General features: G+C 53.4%; 12 protein-coding genes. 9 read left to right on the plus strand and 3 right to left on the minus strand.

From position 1 onward, the window contains the following. Positions 1-154 precede the first annotated feature (154 nt). From carA to greA, 3 genes are read left to right on the plus strand one after another with little or no spacing between them, the layout of a single operon-like run. Positions 155-1,318, plus strand: coding sequence for a glutamine-hydrolyzing carbamoyl-phosphate synthase small subunit (carA, locus tag B9Z32_RS12285; RefSeq protein WP_199220001.1), 1,164 nt, complete (start codon positions 155-157; stop codon positions 1,316-1,318). 1 nt (position 1,319) lies between these two features. After that, positions 1,320-4,544 carry a carbamoyl-phosphate synthase large subunit gene (carB, locus tag B9Z32_RS12290; protein WP_108421725.1) on the plus strand — a complete coding sequence of 1,075 codons (3,225 nt, stop codon included), beginning with the start codon at positions 1,320-1,322 and terminating at the stop codon, positions 4,542-4,544. A gap of 21 nt (positions 4,545-4,565) precedes the next feature. Continuing rightward, complete coding sequence (gene greA / locus B9Z32_RS12295; RefSeq protein ID WP_108421726.1) at positions 4,566-5,042, plus strand: transcription elongation factor GreA; 477 nt, start codon at positions 4,566-4,568, stop codon at positions 5,040-5,042. Positions 5,043-5,050: 8 nt separating this feature from the next. On the opposite strand, the gene B9Z32_RS12300 is transcribed toward greA, so the two are convergent. Beyond that, a complete protein-coding gene (locus B9Z32_RS12300) occupies positions 5,051-5,785 on the minus strand; it encodes a glycosyltransferase (RefSeq protein WP_108421727.1) in 735 nt (244 codons plus the stop codon). A gap of 15 nt (positions 5,786-5,800) precedes the next feature. Further along, complete coding sequence (locus B9Z32_RS12305; protein WP_108421728.1) at positions 5,801-6,274, minus strand: YhbY family RNA-binding protein; 474 nt, start codon at positions 6,272-6,274, stop codon at positions 5,801-5,803. Between the two features lie 31 nt (positions 6,275-6,305). On the opposite strand from B9Z32_RS12305, the gene B9Z32_RS12310 reads away from it, so the two are divergent. The 4 genes from B9Z32_RS12310 to glmM all read left to right on the plus strand — a co-directional run bounded on the left by B9Z32_RS12310 (position 6,306) and on the right by glmM (position 11,289). Continuing rightward, entirely contained in the window at positions 6,306-6,977 is a 672-nt protein-coding gene (locus B9Z32_RS12310; protein WP_108421729.1) for an RlmE family RNA methyltransferase, read from the plus strand. A 129-nt stretch (positions 6,978-7,106) separates the two neighbouring features. Continuing rightward, the gene (gene ftsH / locus B9Z32_RS12315) at positions 7,107-9,023 is read left to right on the plus strand and encodes an ATP-dependent zinc metalloprotease FtsH (protein ID WP_108421730.1); all 1,917 of its coding nucleotides are present in this window, start codon (positions 7,107-7,109) and stop codon (positions 9,021-9,023) included. A 47-nt stretch (positions 9,024-9,070) separates the two neighbouring features. Further along, positions 9,071-9,919: a dihydropteroate synthase gene (folP, locus tag B9Z32_RS12320; RefSeq protein ID WP_108421889.1), complete on the plus strand. Its 849-nt coding sequence runs from the start codon at positions 9,071-9,073 to the stop codon at positions 9,917-9,919. A 41-nt stretch (positions 9,920-9,960) separates the two neighbouring features. After that, entirely contained in the window at positions 9,961-11,289 is a 1,329-nt protein-coding gene (gene glmM / locus B9Z32_RS12325; protein ID WP_108421731.1) for a phosphoglucosamine mutase, read from the plus strand. Here glmM and B9Z32_RS12330 read toward each other — a convergent pair whose 3' ends face one another. Continuing rightward, the gene (locus tag B9Z32_RS12330) at positions 11,290-12,111 is read right to left on the minus strand and encodes a pyruvate, water dikinase regulatory protein (RefSeq protein WP_108421732.1); all 822 of its coding nucleotides are present in this window, start codon (positions 12,109-12,111) and stop codon (positions 11,290-11,292) included. 154 nt (positions 12,112-12,265) lie between these two features. Here B9Z32_RS12330 and ppsA point away from each other — a divergent pair, with 154 nt between their 5' ends. Together ppsA and B9Z32_RS12340 are read left to right on the plus strand one after the other, a co-directional pair. After that, positions 12,266-14,662, plus strand: a complete 2,397-nt coding sequence (gene ppsA / locus B9Z32_RS12335; RefSeq protein ID WP_108421733.1) for a phosphoenolpyruvate synthase — start codon at positions 12,266-12,268, stop codon at positions 14,660-14,662. After that, positions 14,659-16,776: a VC_2705 family sodium/solute symporter gene (locus tag B9Z32_RS12340; RefSeq protein WP_233248311.1), complete on the plus strand. Its 2,118-nt coding sequence runs from the start codon at positions 14,659-14,661 to the stop codon at positions 16,774-16,776. Before ppsA ends, B9Z32_RS12340 begins: the two co-directional genes overlap by 4 nt. Positions 16,777-16,815 lie beyond the last annotated feature (39 nt).

Here is a 16,815-nt window from a genome sequence, read left to right on the forward strand (position 1 = left end):
GAATACTCGCGGCTATAATGAGAGGCTTTCCCGCATCAACCTGTACGCACCCGCTCACAACAAGCCATTTCCCTTCAAAAGCAGCCAAAAAGCCAACCTTTCAAGGTAGAGCTTGAGCGTGCTGGGGCGTACCCGAACCATACCGGAGAACCCAGTGCTTTTGTCTCTTCAGGGAACCTTCCCCTTAGCCATTTTGGCGCTTGCAGACGGCACAGTCTTTGTCGGCAATTCCATTGGAGCCCCAGGCTCCACAGTGGGCGAGGTGGTTTTCAACACCTCTCTCACTGGCTATCAAGAAATCCTCACAGACCCCAGCTACTGCCAGCAGATCGTCACCCTCACGTATCCGCACATTGGCAACTACGGCGTCAACCCCGAGGATGTCGAATCCGACAAAGTCCACGCCGCTGGCTTGATCATCAAAGATCTGCCCATGGTTGCAAGCAATTTCCGCTCAACCGAAACGCTGTCGGCTTATTTGTCACGCAGTGGCACCGTAGCCATTGCCAACATCGATACTCGCAAGCTCACACGCCTTTTGCGCACCCATGGCGCCCAAAACGGCGCCATTGTGGCCCTGGCTGCTGGTCAAGCTGTCACGCCCGAACTTACCGCCCAAGCGGTGCAAGCTGCCAAAGCCGCGCCAGCCATGACGGGTTTGGATTTGGCTCAAAAAGTCACTGTCTCTGCCGCATACCCTTGGACCGAATCCGAATGGAAGCTGGGCAGCGGCTACGGCCAACAAACTGCCCCTCGTTTCCACGTGGTGGCTTACGACTTTGGCGTGAAGAAAAACATTTTGCGCATGCTGGCCGAGCGCGGCTGCAAAGTCACAGTGGTTCCGGCCAAAACGCCAGCCGCCGAAGTGCTCAAGCACAAGCCCGATGGCATCTTCTTGTCCAACGGCCCTGGCGACCCGCAGCCTTGCGACTACGCCATTGCAGCCGCCCAAGAATTGATCGAAACCGGCATTCCAACATTTGGTATTTGCTTGGGTCACCAAATCATGGCCTTGGCCAGCGGTGCTAAAACTTTCAAAATGAAGTTTGGTCACCATGGTGCCAACCACCCAGTCAAAGACCTCGACTCGGGTCGTGTGTCCATCACCAGTCAAAACCACGGTTTTGCGGTGGACGAAAAATCTTTGCCTGCCAACTTGCGCGCTACGCACGTGTCTTTGTTCGACGGCACCTTGCAAGGCTTGGCCCGCACCGACAAGCCAGCGTTCTGTTTCCAGGGTCACCCTGAGGCCTCACCGGGCCCTCACGACATTGCCTATCTCTACGATCGCTTCATCAACCTGATGGAGACCAAATAACATGCCAAAGCGCTCCGACCTAAAAAGCATTCTCATCATTGGCGCTGGCCCCATCATCATTGGCCAGGCCTGTGAGTTCGACTACTCCGGCGTGCAAGCTTGTAAAGCTTTGCGCGAAGAGGGCTACAAAGTCATCTTGATCAACAGCAACCCTGCCACGATCATGACCGACCCCGCCACAGCGGATGTCACCTACATCGAGCCCATCACATGGCAAACGGTTGAAAAGATCATTGCCAAAGAACGCCCCGATGCCATCCTGCCCACCATGGGTGGCCAAACAGCGCTCAACTGTGCGCTCGATTTGTGGCACCACGGCGTGCTCGACAAGTACAAAGTGGAGCTCATTGGGGCCACACCCGAAGCCATTGACAAAGCCGAAGACCGCTTGAAGTTCAAAGACGCCATGACCAAAATTGGTCTGGGCTCAGCTCGCTCAGGCATTGCGCACAGCATGGACGAAGCGTGGGCAGTTCAACGCACAGTGGGTTTCCCCACAGTCATTCGTCCCAGCTTTACATTGGGCGGCACAGGCGGCGGTATTGCCTACAACCCTGAAGAATTCGAGACCATTTGCAAGCGCGGCTTGGAAGCGTCTCCCACCAACGAACTCCTCATTGAAGAGTCACTGCTTGGTTGGAAAGAATACGAGATGGAAGTGGTTCGCGACAAAGCAGACAACTGCATCATTGTTTGCTCTATCGAAAACTTAGATCCGATGGGCGTGCACACCGGCGATTCCATCACGGTGGCGCCAGCACAAACCCTCACCGACAAAGAATACCAAATCATGCGCAATGCCAGCTTGGCTGTGTTGCGTGAAATTGGTGTTGATACGGGTGGCTCTAACGTTCAGTTCTCCATCAATCCTCAAGACGGCCGCATGGTGGTCATTGAGATGAACCCGCGTGTTTCGCGTTCTTCTGCGTTGGCGTCTAAAGCCACTGGTTTTCCCATTGCCAAAGTGGCAGCCAAATTGGCTGTGGGTTACACGCTCGATGAGTTGCGCAACGAAATCACGGGCGGTGCTACACCGGCCAGTTTCGAGCCCAGCATCGACTATGTGGTTACCAAAATTCCACGCTTTGCCTTCGAAAAATTCCCCACCGCCGATAGCCGTCTCACTACTCAGATGAAGTCGGTGGGTGAGGTCATGGCCATGGGCCGCACCTTCCAAGAATCCTTCCAGAAAGCCTTGCGCGGTTTGGAAGTGGGCGTAGATGGCTTGAACGAAAAAACACAAGACCGCGAAGTTCTCGAAAAAGAACTGGGCGAGCCAGGTCCCGACCGCATTTGGTATGTGGGCGATGCGTTTGCCATGGGACTGAGTGTGGATGAAGTGTTTGAACTCACCAAAATTGACCGCTGGTTCTTGGTGCAAATTGAAGACATCGTCAAGATTGAACTTGAACTCGAAACCACCAACCTCAAAGCCATCACAGCCGACGAGTTGCGCGCTTTGAAGAAAAAAGGTTTCTCAGACCGTCGTTTGGCCAAGTTGCTCAAAACAACAGAGCACGAAGTGCGCGCTCAGCGCCACGCCATGAATGTCCGCCCCGTTTACAAACGGGTGGACACTTGTGCGGCCGAGTTTTCTACCGACACCGCCTACATGTATTCCACTTATGAAGATGAGTGCGAAGCAGAACCCACCACCAACAAAAAGATCATGGTCTTGGGTGGCGGCCCGAACCGAATTGGTCAGGGCATTGAGTTTGACTACTGCTGTGTGCATGCGGCTTTGGCCATGCGCGAAGACGGTTACGAAACCATCATGGTCAACTGCAACCCCGAAACGGTTTCAACCGACTACGACACCTCCGATCGTTTGTATTTCGAGCCCCTTACCTTAGAAGACGTGCTCGAAATTGTCGACAAAGAAAAGCCAACCGGCGTGATCGTTCAATACGGTGGCCAAACACCTTTGAAATTGGCCCTCGGTTTGGAAGCCGCTGGTGTGCCCATCATCGGTACCAGCCCCGACATGATTGACGCCGCTGAAGACCGCGAGCGTTTTCAAAAGTTGTTGCACGAGTTGGGCTTGCGTCAGCCGCCCAACGCCACAGCCCGCACAGAGCCCGAAGCTTTGGAAAAAGCCGCTGCCTTGGGTTACCCCTTGGTGGTTCGCCCCAGTTACGTGCTGGGTGGTCGGGCCATGGAAATTGTTCACGAGCAACGCGACCTCGAGCGCTACATGCGCGAAGCGGTCAAGGTCAGCAACGATTCACCCGTGCTGCTCGATCGTTTCTTGAACGATGCCATTGAGTGCGATGTCGATTGTTTGCGCGATCCCGAAGGCAAAACCTTCATCGGTGGTGTGATGGAGCACATCGAACAAGCGGGCGTGCACAGTGGCGACTCAGCTTGCTCCTTGCCCCCTTACAGCTTGAGTGCTGCCACCGTAGACGAACTCAAGCGTCAATCAGCGGCCATGGCTGGTGCTCTCAATGTGGTCGGTTTGATGAACGTGCAGTTTGCCATTCAACACGTCGACGGCAAGGACGTTATTTACGTGCTCGAAGTAAACCCCCGCGCTTCGCGCACGGTGCCTTACGTATCCAAAGCCACTGGCATTCAATTGGCCAAAGTGGCGGCCCGTTGCATGGCCGGACAAACCCTGGCATCGCAAGGCATTACCAAAGAAGTGACACCCCCATATTTCAGCGTGAAAGAAGCGGTGTTCCCATTTGTCAAATTCCCTGGCGTTGACACCATCTTGGGCCCAGAAATGAAGTCCACCGGTGAAGTGATGGGCGTAGGAAAAACCTTTGGCGAAGCCTTTGTGAAGAGTCAAATGGGTGCTGGCACCAAGTTACCCCGTGAAGGCAATGTCTTCTTGACCGTTAAAAATAGCGACAAGCCACGCGCTGTGAAAGTGGCGCGCGATTTGGTGGCCATGGGTTTCAAAGTGTTTGCCACCAAGGGCACCGCAGCTGCCATTGCCGCAGAGGGCGTGGCCGTTCAAGCCATCAACAAAGTCACTGAGGGTCGCCCCCACATTGTGGACATGATCAAGAACAATGAAATTGCCTTGGTCATCAATACAGTGGAGGAGCGACGCAATGCCATTGCCGACTCGCGCGCTATCAGAACCTCGGCGCTCTTGGCGCGAGTGACCACCTTCACTACAATTGCTGGCGCTGAAGCGGCGGTTGAAGGTATGAAATATTTGGACAAACTGGATGTCATTTCTGTTCAAGAAATGCATGCCATGTTGACCGCCTAAAAGAAACTCGGAGACACCCACGTGGCAACCATTCCCATTACCCTTCGCGGTGCTGAAAAGCTGAAGGCCGAACTTCACCAATTGAAAACGGTGGAGCGACCCTCAGTGATCAATGCCATCGCTGAAGCTCGCGCCCAAGGCGATTTGAGCGAGAACGCAGAATACGATGCGGCCAAAGACCGTCAGGGGTTTGTAGAAGGTCGTATTCAAGAAATTGAAGGCAAACTTTCTGCCGCTCAAGTTATCGATCCCGCTTCAGTAGATGCGGGTGGCAAAGTGGTGTTTGGCACCACCGTTGAGTTGGAAGAGGAAAGCACCGGTGAGCAGGTCAAGTACCAAATCGTAGGCGAAGACGAAGCCGATCTCAAGTTGGGTTTGATCAATATCAGCAGCCCCATTGCGCGCGCACTCATTGGCAAGGAAGAGGGCGATGTGGCAGTGGTGCAAGCACCGGGTGGTGAGAAGCGCTACGAAATTGTGGCGGTCTCTTACATCTAACGCCTTTTTTATTCTTTCCAGTGCTCTGCCACCCAGAGTGCTGGTTTGATGAATCTGAATTTTCGATTTCGCTTGCCAGCCAAAGCGTCGGGTGGATTGCACTCGCCGTGAAAAATCACAATGCGTGCATCTTGTGGAATTTGTGGCGCATTCCAATAGTTGGTGGGCCATGCGGGAATGCTGTGGTACTTGAAACTGGGGCACCACGCCGCTGGCCAATATGCCAGCTTGCCTTGGCGGTGTAAAAAGTCAGAAAGGTAAGCCTGTTCGTTTCTGAACTGCTTGCGAATGGTATCGAAGTTATTGCGAAAATATTCCAACACTTCGGGGTGCGCGCCCAATTGATATCGATAAACCGAAGAGTTGCCGGTGATGCGCCATGGCCTTTTGTAATCGTGAATGATCATGAAGTCGCCAGGGGCTTCAAAGAAGCCATCCATGTTGCCCACAATGACCACGTCCACATCCAAGAACAAAGCGGTGCCACGCAGGCCATGCAGGTCTTGCGCAAATGAGGCCAACTTGGTCCAGCCTCGCTCAGGAATGCCTTGTGGCAAGTCCAAGGGCGGAATAGGCAAGCACTGAACTTCGCTCCTAATGCCATCGCTGTTGTCGGTAAGGCAAACCATGTTGAACTCACCCGTGAGGTGTCTGCGAACCATGGCATACAAGCGATTGACATACTCGGGGCCATATTTGGTACCCCACTTCATGCAAATGATGTGACGTTGGCTTGACTGCATGCTCACGGTAACCCGTTAGGCTTGATTGCGTTTCTTAATGGACTTTTGCTTCACTTTGGCGCGCTTGACTTGACCGCCCGATGTGAGGCGCTGGTTGCCCAAAACACGCAAAGTTTTCACTTCGGGACGCTGGCCGCCACGGCTGCTGTATTTCAAGACCTTAAAATCGCGGGGTCCGGCCATGCGATCTTCGGAAACGGTTTTTTCCTTTTCAGGCACAGGGCGCCAAAGCACCAGCAATTTGCCGATGTGCTGAATGGGGGCGGCGCTCAGGTCGTCGGCCAATTGGTTGAACATGGCTTCGCGGGCAACGCGGTCGTCCCCCAGAACACGAATTTTGATCAAACCGTGCGCCTTGAGGGCCGCGTCGGTTTCTTTGACAACGGCAGGCGTGAGGCCATCGTTGCCAACCATGACAACGGGATCGAGGTGGTGCGCTTCGGCTCTGTGAACCTTGCGTTGGGCGGGAGTCAATTGAATTTGAGGCATGGCGCTATTATCCCTGCTTGAACGGAAGAGCATGAAAGTAAAAACCAAAAGTAAAAAAGTCAACAAGTCGTGGTTGAACGACCACGTCAATGACCCCTACGTCAAATTGGCCAAAAAAGAGGGCTACAGGGCGAGGGCTGCCTACAAATTGAAGGAGATTGACGAAACCTTTGGTCTCATCAAGCCGGGCAATTTGGTGGTCGACTTGGGCTCAGCGCCGGGGGCGTGGAGCCAATATGTGCGGCGCAGGTTATCGCCTCAGGGAGCAGCAGCCGGCGATTTGAACGGCACCATTCTGGCTGTTGATCTGCTGCCCATGGAGCCCGTGGAGGGCGTTCACTTCATTCAAGGCGACTTCACGGAAGCAGATGTGTTGGCCCAACTTCAAGCCATTGTGGGCGATCGCCCTGTGGACGTGGTGGTGTCAGACATGGCGCCCAACCTGTCGGGCATTGATTCTGTGGATGCCGCTCGTATTTCGCATCTGATTGAATTGGCGGTTGAATTTGCCCAGATGCACCTCAAACCCCAGGGGGCCTTGGTGGTCAAGGTGTTCCATGGCAGCGGCTACAGCCAGTTGGTGAAGCTCTTCAAGGAGTCTTTCAAGGTGGTCAAGCCCATCAAGCCCAAAGCTTCGCGCGACAAATCTTCAGAGCAGTTTTTGGTTGGAATTGAACCCAAAAACAGGCCTGCCTTGCTTTGACTGTTGCGATAAAGGCTCTTGAGACCAAATTTCCCTGCAGATTTAAGGCCAAGTCAAGAAATTTTTAGCCCGATGGGCTTTCAAAAGCCTAGAATGAATACCAATTAGACGTTTAGATGGGAGCTCTTCTTGAACAACCCCTGGTTTTCCAAGATTGCCGTATGGCTTGTGATTGGCATGGTGCTTTTCACTGTATTCAAACAATTTGACAACCGCTCAAGTGTGGGGTCTGGCTTTATGGGTTACTCCGACTTCCTAGAAGAAGTCCGAAGCAACCGCATCAAAACCGCCACCATTCAAGAAGGTCAGGGCGGTACAGAAATTGTGGCTGTCACCACAGACGACCGCCGCATCAGAACCACGGCCACTTACCTCGATCGTGGTTTGGTGGGCGACCTCATTGCCAATGGCGTGAAGTTCGACGTCAAGCCTCGCGAAGAAGGCTCGCTCCTCATGAGCCTGCTGGTCAGCTGGGGCCCCATGCTCTTGCTCATAGGTGTCTGGATTTATTTCATGCGCCAAATGCAGGGCGGTGGCAAAGGCGGTGCCTTTAGCTTCGGAAAAAGCAAAGCCCGCATGCTTGACGAAAACGCCAATCAAGTTACCTTTGCCGATGTGGCAGGTTGCGACGAAGCCAAAGAAGAAGTGAAAGAGGTGGTCGACTTCTTGAAAGACCCCCAGCGTTTCCAAAAACTTGGCGGCAGAATTCCCAGAGGCTTGTTGTTGGTAGGCCCACCTGGTACCGGTAAAACATTGCTGGCCAAGAGCATTGCTGGCGAGGCCAAGGTGCCTTTCTTCAGTATTTCTGGTTCTGATTTCGTAGAAATGTTTGTGGGTGTGGGTGCTGCCCGTGTTCGCGACATGTTCGAGAACGCCAAGAAAAATGCGCCTTGCATTATTTTCATCGACGAAATCGACGCCGTAGGCCGCCAGCGCGGTGCTGGCTTGGGCGGCGGCAACGACGAACGCGAGCAAACTCTCAACCAGATGCTGGTCGAGATGGACGGCTTCGAAACCAATTTGGGCGTGATTGTGGTGGCTGCCACCAACCGTCCCGACATTTTGGATGCCGCTTTGTTGCGCCCAGGTCGTTTCGATCGCCAGGTTTATGTCACATTGCCCGACATTCGCGGCCGCGAACAAATCTTGGCTGTGCACATGCGCAAAATTCCAATTGGCCAAGACATGAACCCCGGCGTCATTGCCCGCGGTACACCTGGCATGAGCGGTGCCGACTTGGCCAACTTGTGCAACGAAGCTGCCCTCATGGCAGCTCGCCGCAACGCCCGCGTTGTGGAAATGCAAGACTTCGAAAAAGCCAAAGACAAAATTCTGATGGGCCCAGAGCGCAAGAGCATGGTCATGCCCGAAGAAGAGCGTCGCAACACGGCTTATCACGAGTCGGGCCACGCCCTCATTGGCAAACTTTTGCCCAAGTGCGACCCTGTTCACAAGGTCACCATCATTCCTCGCGGCCGTGCCTTGGGTGTCACCATGAGCCTGCCCGAAAAAGACCGCTACAGCTACGACAGCGAATACATGTTGAACCAAATCAGCATGTTGTTTGGTGGCCGTATTGCCGAAGAAGTGTTCATGAAGCAAATGACCACGGGTGCCAGCAACGACTTTGAGCGTGCCACCCAAATTGCCCGCGACATGGTCATGCGTTATGGCATGACCACGGCCTTGGGCCCCATGGTCTACGCTGAAAACGAAGGCGAAGTGTTCTTGGGTCGTTCTGTTACCAAGACCACCAACATGTCTGAGTCCACCATGCAAAAGGTTGATTCTGAAGTGCGCCGCATCATCGATGAGCAGTACAACTTGGCGCGTCGTTTGATTGAAGAAAACAGCGACAAGATGCACGCCATGGCCAAGGCCTTGCTAGAGTGGGAAACCATTGATGTCACGCAGTTGGACGACATCATGGCCGGCCGCGAACCCAAAGCACCCAAAGATTGGACCCCCCGCATTCCACCTTCCGGCAGCGACGATGCGGGTGCTCCACCTGCCGTCAAAGTAGATCCTGAGCCCAACGCGGCTTGATACTAAACACACACGGGGCTTCGGCCCCGTTGTTCATTTTCAAAGCCATGTCCCAGCCCATTTGGCAAACTTCCCGTTTCAAGATTGACTTGTCTCAACCCAAGGTCATGGCCATCGTCAATCTCACGCCCGACTCATTTTCCGATGGGGGTCGCCACAGTGCGCTGTCCTTGGCGCTTGAAAATGCACAAGCCCTGTTGGCGCAGGGTGCTGATATTTTGGACATTGGCGGCGAATCTTCACGTCCAGGAGCGGCACCAGTGAGTTTGGAGGAGGAGTTGAGCCGTGTCTTGCCCTTTTTGCGGGAGGCCGTCACTTGGCATGTTCCCATCTCGATCGACACCTACAAAAGCGAGGTGATGCAAGCCGCATTGGACTTGGGGGTCGACATCGTCAACGACATTTGGGCATTGCGGCAAGCTGGGTCTAGGCAAGTGGTAGCCCAACATGGCCAATGTGGAGTTTGCTTGATGCACATGCACCGAGACCCCCAAACCATGCTTGAGCAACCCATGGCGGGCGATGTGCTTGAACCCATTAAAAACTTCTTGTCGCAGCAAGTTTCTGCCTTGATGGATTGTGGTGTGCAAACCAGTCGCATAGTTTTGGATCCTGGTGTGGGCTTTGGCAAAACACTGACCCAAAATTTAAGTCTGCTTCAGCGCCAGTCTGAGCTTTTGACCTTGGGCTTTCCTGTGCTGGCTGGGTGGTCTCGCAAGGGTAGCTTGGGCAAAATGACGGCCATCCAAGGAAATGCGCCCGATGCCCAAGACAGGGTGGGTGCCAGCGTGGCTGCCGCGCTCATTGCCGTTCAAAATGGCGCTTCCGTGGTTCGTGTTCACGATGTGAAAGAAACAGTGCAGGCCTTGCGTGTTTGGCAGGCTTTGAAGAATTAAAATCGAGCCATCTTCAGAAGATCCCAAAAAGAACAACAACCATGACCAGAAAATACTTTGGAACCGATGGCATTCGCGGCACGGTCGGGCAAGCGCCCATCACGCCAGACTTTGTCATGCGATTGGCCCACGCGGTTGGACGCGTTTTGCGACAAAAAGAAGACCACCCGGTGGTGTTAATTGGCAAAGACACCCGCATCTCTGGGTACATGTTGGAGAGTGCGCTGGAATCTGGCTTTAACTCTGCAGGGGTTGACGTGGTTTTGTTGGGCCCAGTGCCAACGCCAGCAGTGGCCTACCTTACCCGCGCACAGCGTGCTTCCTTAGGCGTGGTAATCAGTGCAAGCCACAACCCCTATGACGACAACGGCATCAAATTTTTCAGTGCCAAGGGCACCAAGCTCAGTGATGCTTGGGAACTATCGGTTGAAGCCTTGGTGGACGAGCCACCAGTTTGGGTCACTTCTGCCGAACTGGGTAAGGCCAAGCGCTTAGACGATGCAGCGGGCCGATACATTGAATTTTGCAAAAGTACTTTCAGCAACGACTTCACTTTAAAGGGCATGAAGATTGTGGTGGATGGCGCCCATGGTGCTGCCTATCAAATTGCGCCCAAAGTTTTTCATGAGTTGGGCGCCGATGTCATTGCCATAGGTTGTTCGCCCGATGGCTTGAACATCAACAAGGGCGTGGGTGCAACCCACCCTGAAGCCCTGGTAGAGGCTGTCAAAGCGCATCAAGCCGACTATGGCGTTGCCCTAGATGGCGATGCCGATAGACTGCAATTGGTCGACAAATCGGGGCGTTTGTACAACGGCGATGAGTTGCTCTATTTGATGGTTACCGACCGACTCGCGCGCGATGAAGTGGTTGCGGGTGTGGTGGGCACACTCATGACCAACATGGCTGTAGAAGTTGCCCTTAAAAATAAAAACATCCCTTTCATTCGCAGCAAAGTGGGAGACCGCTACGTTCTAGAGGCTTTGCAAGAGAACAGTTGGTTGTTGGGCGGCGAGGGCTCTGGCCACTTATTGGCCCTAGACAAGCACACCACGGGCGATGGCCTGATCAGTGCCTTGCAAGTGCTGCAGGCCTGTGTGGCCACTGGCAAAACCATGGCCCAGTTGTTAAGCGATGTGGTGTTGTTTCCTCAGGTGCTCATCAATGTGCGTTTGGCCAAAGACCAAAATTGGAAAGATAGCCCCCAGTTGGCGCAAGCCTTGAAAGAAGTGGAAGCTGAGTTGGCCGATACCGGCCGCGTTCTAATTAGGCCCAGTGGCACCGAGCCATTGGTCCGTGTGATGGTGGAGGCCCGTGACATGGCAGTGGCGCAACGCAGCGCCGAAAAACTTGCCAATACATTGCGCTAATCAATAAATCAAACGCTCAGGTTTGATTTCTTGAAGAATGGTGGTGGCAATTTCCTCAATCGACTTGGTGGTGGTTGAAAGCCAGCGAATGCTAGAGCGGCGCATCATCGACTCGGCTTCGGCCACTTCATGTCGGCAGTTTTCTAAGCTGGCGTACTTGGAGTTGGGGCGTCTTTCTGAGCGAATTTCTGAAAGCCGATCGGGATGTATGGTCAGGCCAAAAATCTTTTTTCGATGGGGCACCAAGGCTGGGGGCAATTGCTTGCGCTCAAAGTCTTCGGGAATGAGGGGGTAGTTGGCTGCTTTCAAACCGTGTTGCATGGCCAAGTAAAGGCTGGTGGGCGTTTTGCCACTTCGGCTCACACCGACCAAGATCACTTCTGCCTGCTCCAAATCTCGGTTGGACTGGCCGTCGTCGTGGGCCAGTGAGAAGTTGATGGCCTCAATGCGATCGTGGTAGTCCTTGCTTTTGCTGACATCCGAAAAACGACCGACTCGGTGATGCGATTTGATGCCTAACTCTTCTTCCAGAGGGTGGACAAAGGTGCTAAACATGTCAAGCAACATGCCCTTGCAACCCTCGCGAATCACGTCAAGCACTTCCATGTTCACCAAGGTGGTGAACACAATGGGTTTGATGTTCTCAATTTCAGCGGTGTGATTGATTTGCCGCACGGCTTGGTGCGCTTTGTCTGCACTGTCAACAAAGGGCAGGCGGATGTAGCGTGTTTTCATCTCAAATTGAGCCAAGATGGCCTTGCCAAAGGTCTCGGCTGTAATTCCGGTGCCGTCGGAGATGAAAAAAACGGTTCTGTTGGGCATTGTTGAAATTTTAACCTTGTGTTGCCTGACTTGCGTCCTAAAATCTCATTCATTATCTATCGCCTGCTGGCGTCCAGAAGTCACGTCTAAAAACAATCAAGACTCTGGAAGTTGGTTCGGGCTGAAAGTGCCGCTTTTTAACTTTGGAGTTTTTATGTCTAACCTCTTTGCAAAGGACGCTTTGGTCGTGCCCTTCGAACAACTTCGGATGACCGATGTTGAGTCTGTGGGCGGTAAAAATGCCAGCTTGGGCGAGATGATTTCTCAATTGCCCAACGGTGTTCGCGTGCCTACAGGTTTTGCCACCACCGCGCATGCTTTTCGGGCATTTTTAAAGCACGATGGCTTGGTCGATCGGATCAATCAGAAGTTGGATGCTTTGGATGTGGAGGACGTTCGAGCTTTGTCGGTGGTGGGTGCTGAAATTCGGCAGATGGTGGAGGCTCAGCCTTTCCCTGCCGACCTTGAAAAAGCCATTCGAGATCAGTTTGCCGTCCTCAGCGCGGGCAATCCGCAAGCATCTTTTGCGGTTCGCTCATCAGCCACCGCCGAAGATTTGCCCGACGCTTCATTTGCCGGTCAACAAGAAACCTTCTTGAACGTGGTGGGCATTGAAGACATTTTGCACAAAATGAAAGAGGTGTTTGCCTCTTTGTACAACGACCGCGCCATCAGTTACCGCGTGCACAAAGGTTTTGCGCACGCAGAAGTGGCCTTGTCTGCCGGTGTGCAGCGCATGGTGCGTTCCGACTTAGGGGCAGCTGGCGTCATGTTCACCATTGACACCGAAACCGGTTTTGAAGAAGTGGTGTTCATCACTTCCAGTTATGGCTTGGGCGAAACGGTGGTGCAGGGCGCCGTCAACCCCGACGAGTTTTATGTGCACAAGCCCATGTTGGCTGTTGGCAAAAATGCGGTCATACGGCGCAATTTGGGCTCCAAGCTCATCCAAATGATTTTCTCAACGCCCGAGGAAAAAGCCGCCTCAGGCAAGCTGGTCAAAACCGTTGATGTGGCCATGGAGTTGCGCAACCGTTACTCGCTCACCGATGCCGACATTACCCAGCTGGCGCAATATGCCATGGTGATTGAAAAGCACTATGGCCGCCCCATGGACATTGAATGGGGCAAGGACGGCACCGATGGCCTGCTTTACATTTTGCAAGCCCGCCCAGAGACTGTGAAAAGTCAGTCTAAGGGCACAGCCGAATTGCGCTACAAGCTCAAAGGCAAGGGCACCGTTCTGGCGGAGGGCAGAGCCATTGGCCAAAAAATTGGCACTGGCCCAGTCCGTCTGGTTCACAGCATTTCCGAAATGGACCAAGTGCAGCCAGGCGATGTGCTGGTGACTGACATGACCGATCCCAATTGGGAACCGGTCATGAAGCGCGCTAGCGCCATTGTGACCAACCGAGGAGGGCGCACATGCCACGCGGCCATCATTGCTCGCGAGTTGGGCATTCCAGCTGTGGTGGGTTGTGGCAATGCCACCGAGCTTTTGAAAGACGGTACGCTGGTCACGGTCAGTTGTGCAGAGGGCGACACAGGTCGCATCTACGACGGCTTGCTAGAAACCGAAGTGACCGAGGTTATTCGCGGCACCATGCCCGATATTGCAACCAAGATCATGATGAACGTTGGCAACCCGCAGCTGGCATTTGATTTTGCCCAGCTGCCCAATCAAGGTGTGGGCCTTGCGCGCTTGGAGTTCATCATCAACAACAACATTGGTGTGCACCCCAAAGCCATTTTGGACTACCCCAACATCGATGCTGATCTGAAAAAAGCGGTGGAATCCGTTGCCCGTGGGCACGCTTCACCCAAGGCTTTTTACATCGACAAAGTAACCGAAGGCGTGGCCAGCATTGCAGCCGCGTTCTGGCCCAAGCCTGTCATTGTTCGCTTGTCAGACTTTAAGAGCAATGAATACCGCAAACTCATTGGCGGTAGCCGCTACGAGCCCGAGGAAGAAAATCCCATGCTGGGCTTTCGTGGGGCGGCGCGTTATATCAGCCAAGACTTTGGTGAAGCATTTGCCATGGAGTGCCAAGCCATCAAGCGAGTGCGAGGTGAGATGGGCCTCACCAATGTGCAGGTAATGGTTCCTTTTGTGCGCACCTTGGGACAGGCCGATCGCGTGACTCAGCTCTTGGCCAAACACGGCCTGCAACGTGGCCAAGACGACTTGAAAGTCATCATGATGTGCGAAGTGCCTAGTAACGCCATCTTGGCTGAAAAGTTTTTAGAGTTCTTTGACGGATTTTCAATCGGCTCTAACGACCTGACGCAACTCACTTTGGGCTTAGACCGAGACTCTGGTTTGGAGTTGCTTGCGGCAGATTTTGACGAGCGCGATTTGGCGGTGCAAACCTTGATTTCCCAAGCCATCCAAGCTTGCCTGAGCCAGGGCAAGTATGTGGGCATTTGCGGTCAAGGGCCCAGCGATCACCCCGACTTTGCGCGCTGGCTCATGTCACAGGGCATCAGCTCCATCTCTTTGAACCCAGACACAGTGGTTGAAACCTGGATGCAGCTAGGAAAAGCAGATTGAAGTCAGAGACATCCTTCCAGAAAAAGTATGCCGCCTACCAATGGCGCTTACATCGCAACGTTTTAATTTACGTGGTGTTGCTGCTTTTTTTGCTGGGTGTCATGGGGTGGGCGGAACATGAGGGACTTTCCAGAAATTTGATTGGCCCCATTTTCCTTTTCTCGACGGTCATGATTTATGCCCTGATAGGTGTCGCGGGGCGCACTTCAGATGCTGAAGAATATTATGTGGCTGGCAGGCGCATCCCGGCTTTTTACAACGGCATGGCCACCGCTGCCGATTGGATGAGTGCGGCATCGTTTATCAGTTTGGCTGGCGCGCTTTATTTACAAGGCTTTTCGGGCACTGGCGGTCAAGCCGGCGGCTTGGCATATGTCATGGGGTGGACAGGTGGATTTTGCTTGGTGGCTTTGCTCATCGCTCCCCATTTAAGGGCCATGAACTTGTACACCTTGCCCGATTTTTTCAGTCAACGTTTTGGCGGTCGGTGGCCAAGGCTGTTGGCGGCTTGGGCAGCCATTTTGTGTTCATTCACTTATGTGGTGGCACAAATTTATGGCATTGGCCTCATTGCGTCACGTCTCACGGGTGTGCAGTTTGAAATCGGTATTTTGCTCGGACTGGGTGGTGTTTTGCTGTGTTCTTTCTTGGGCGGAATGCGAGCCATCACTTGGACTCAAGTGGCCCAATACATCATTTTGCTCATAGCATTTTTAATTCCAGTGTCGTGGCTGGCCTACAAACAATTGGGAACGCCTTGGGCACCATTGGCGTATGGCTCGCAAATTTCTAAAATTGCAGAACTCGAGCAAAAACTCATTGCCGATCCGTCGGAGTTGGCAGTCCGCCAAGAGTATGCCCGCCGCGCAGAAGCGTTGCGCGCCAAACTTGAAAATGTTGAAGAGTCCTTGCTCAAAGAGCGGCAAAGCCTAGAGCAAAAAGTACGCGATTTGAAACTTCAAAATGCCGAGTATTCGGTCATTGCGCAAGTTCGGCGAGAGTTGCAAGCATTGCCTAAAAATGCGGCATCGGCCAAAGAGGTGTGGCAAAAAGCCTTGCAAGAGAATGTTGAGCGATCTCAAGTTTTAGGGGGCATGCCGCTTCATGGCAAGCCTTTCCAGGGGGACCCTGATGGCACCCCCCAAGAGCAAGAAATTTACCAGCACTCAAGAATCAATTTTGTGGCACTCATTTTTTGCTTGATGGCCGGTACGGCTGGCTTGCCACATTTGCTCACTCGCTTCTACACCGTCCCAAATGAGTCTGAAGCGCGCTTGTCTGTGGCTTGGTCGTTGCTGTTCATTGCCATCTTGTATTTGAGCGCGCCTGCATTGGCGGTGCTTGTGAAGTTTGAGGTCATGAATAATTTGGTGGGCAGTTCTTTTTCAGAATTACCCCATTGGCTTGCCCAGTGGGCGCGTGTCGACAGTGCTTTGGTGGAAGTGTCCGATGTCAACCGCGATGGTGTTTTGCAGTTTGGCGAGCTTAAGTTGGGGGCCGACATGATCATGCTGGCCAGTCCCGAAATGGCAGGCTTGCCTTACGTCATTTCAGGATTGGTGGCAGCAGGCGGGTTTGCCGCGGCCTTGTCTACAGCTGACGGCCTTCTTTTGACAATCAGCAATGCGTTTGTTCACGACATGCGCTTGGGTACCAAAAACGGCATTGAGACAGAAGAGGGGCGAGTGATTTTGTCGAAGTTTGCTTTGCTGGCCGTGGCCATGTGTGCCGCCATGGTGGCAGCTTGGAAGCCAGCGCAAATTTTGGCCTTGGTCTCGGCGTCTTTTTCTTTGGCGGCATCTGCCTTCTTCCCGGGCATGATCATGGGAATTTTCTGGAAAGGTGCAAGCCGAAAAGGGGTTGTTTTGGGAATGTTGCTGGGCTTGGCCACCACGCTTTGCTACATGATTCTGAACGCACCTACTGTTCGAATTGCTCTCGATTGGACCGCTGAAACTGGCCTTTTTTTAGGAATCCAGCCCATATCTGCTGGCATTTTGGGAGTGCCTGTTGGATTTTTGGCTATTTTCTTGGGAAGTTTGTTTTGGCCAGACCGCCCCGAATCGCTCGCAGGACAAGATTCACCCTCTCAAAACCCCTTCCCAGGCCTCTAATTCCTAGGCTATAATAGCGGGCTTAGCCTTGCTGCACCC

Origin of the sequence: Limnohabitans sp. MMS-10A-178 (genome assembly GCF_003063375.1) — a bacterium.
GTDB lineage: Bacteria > Pseudomonadota > Gammaproteobacteria > Burkholderiales > Burkholderiaceae_C > Limnohabitans_A.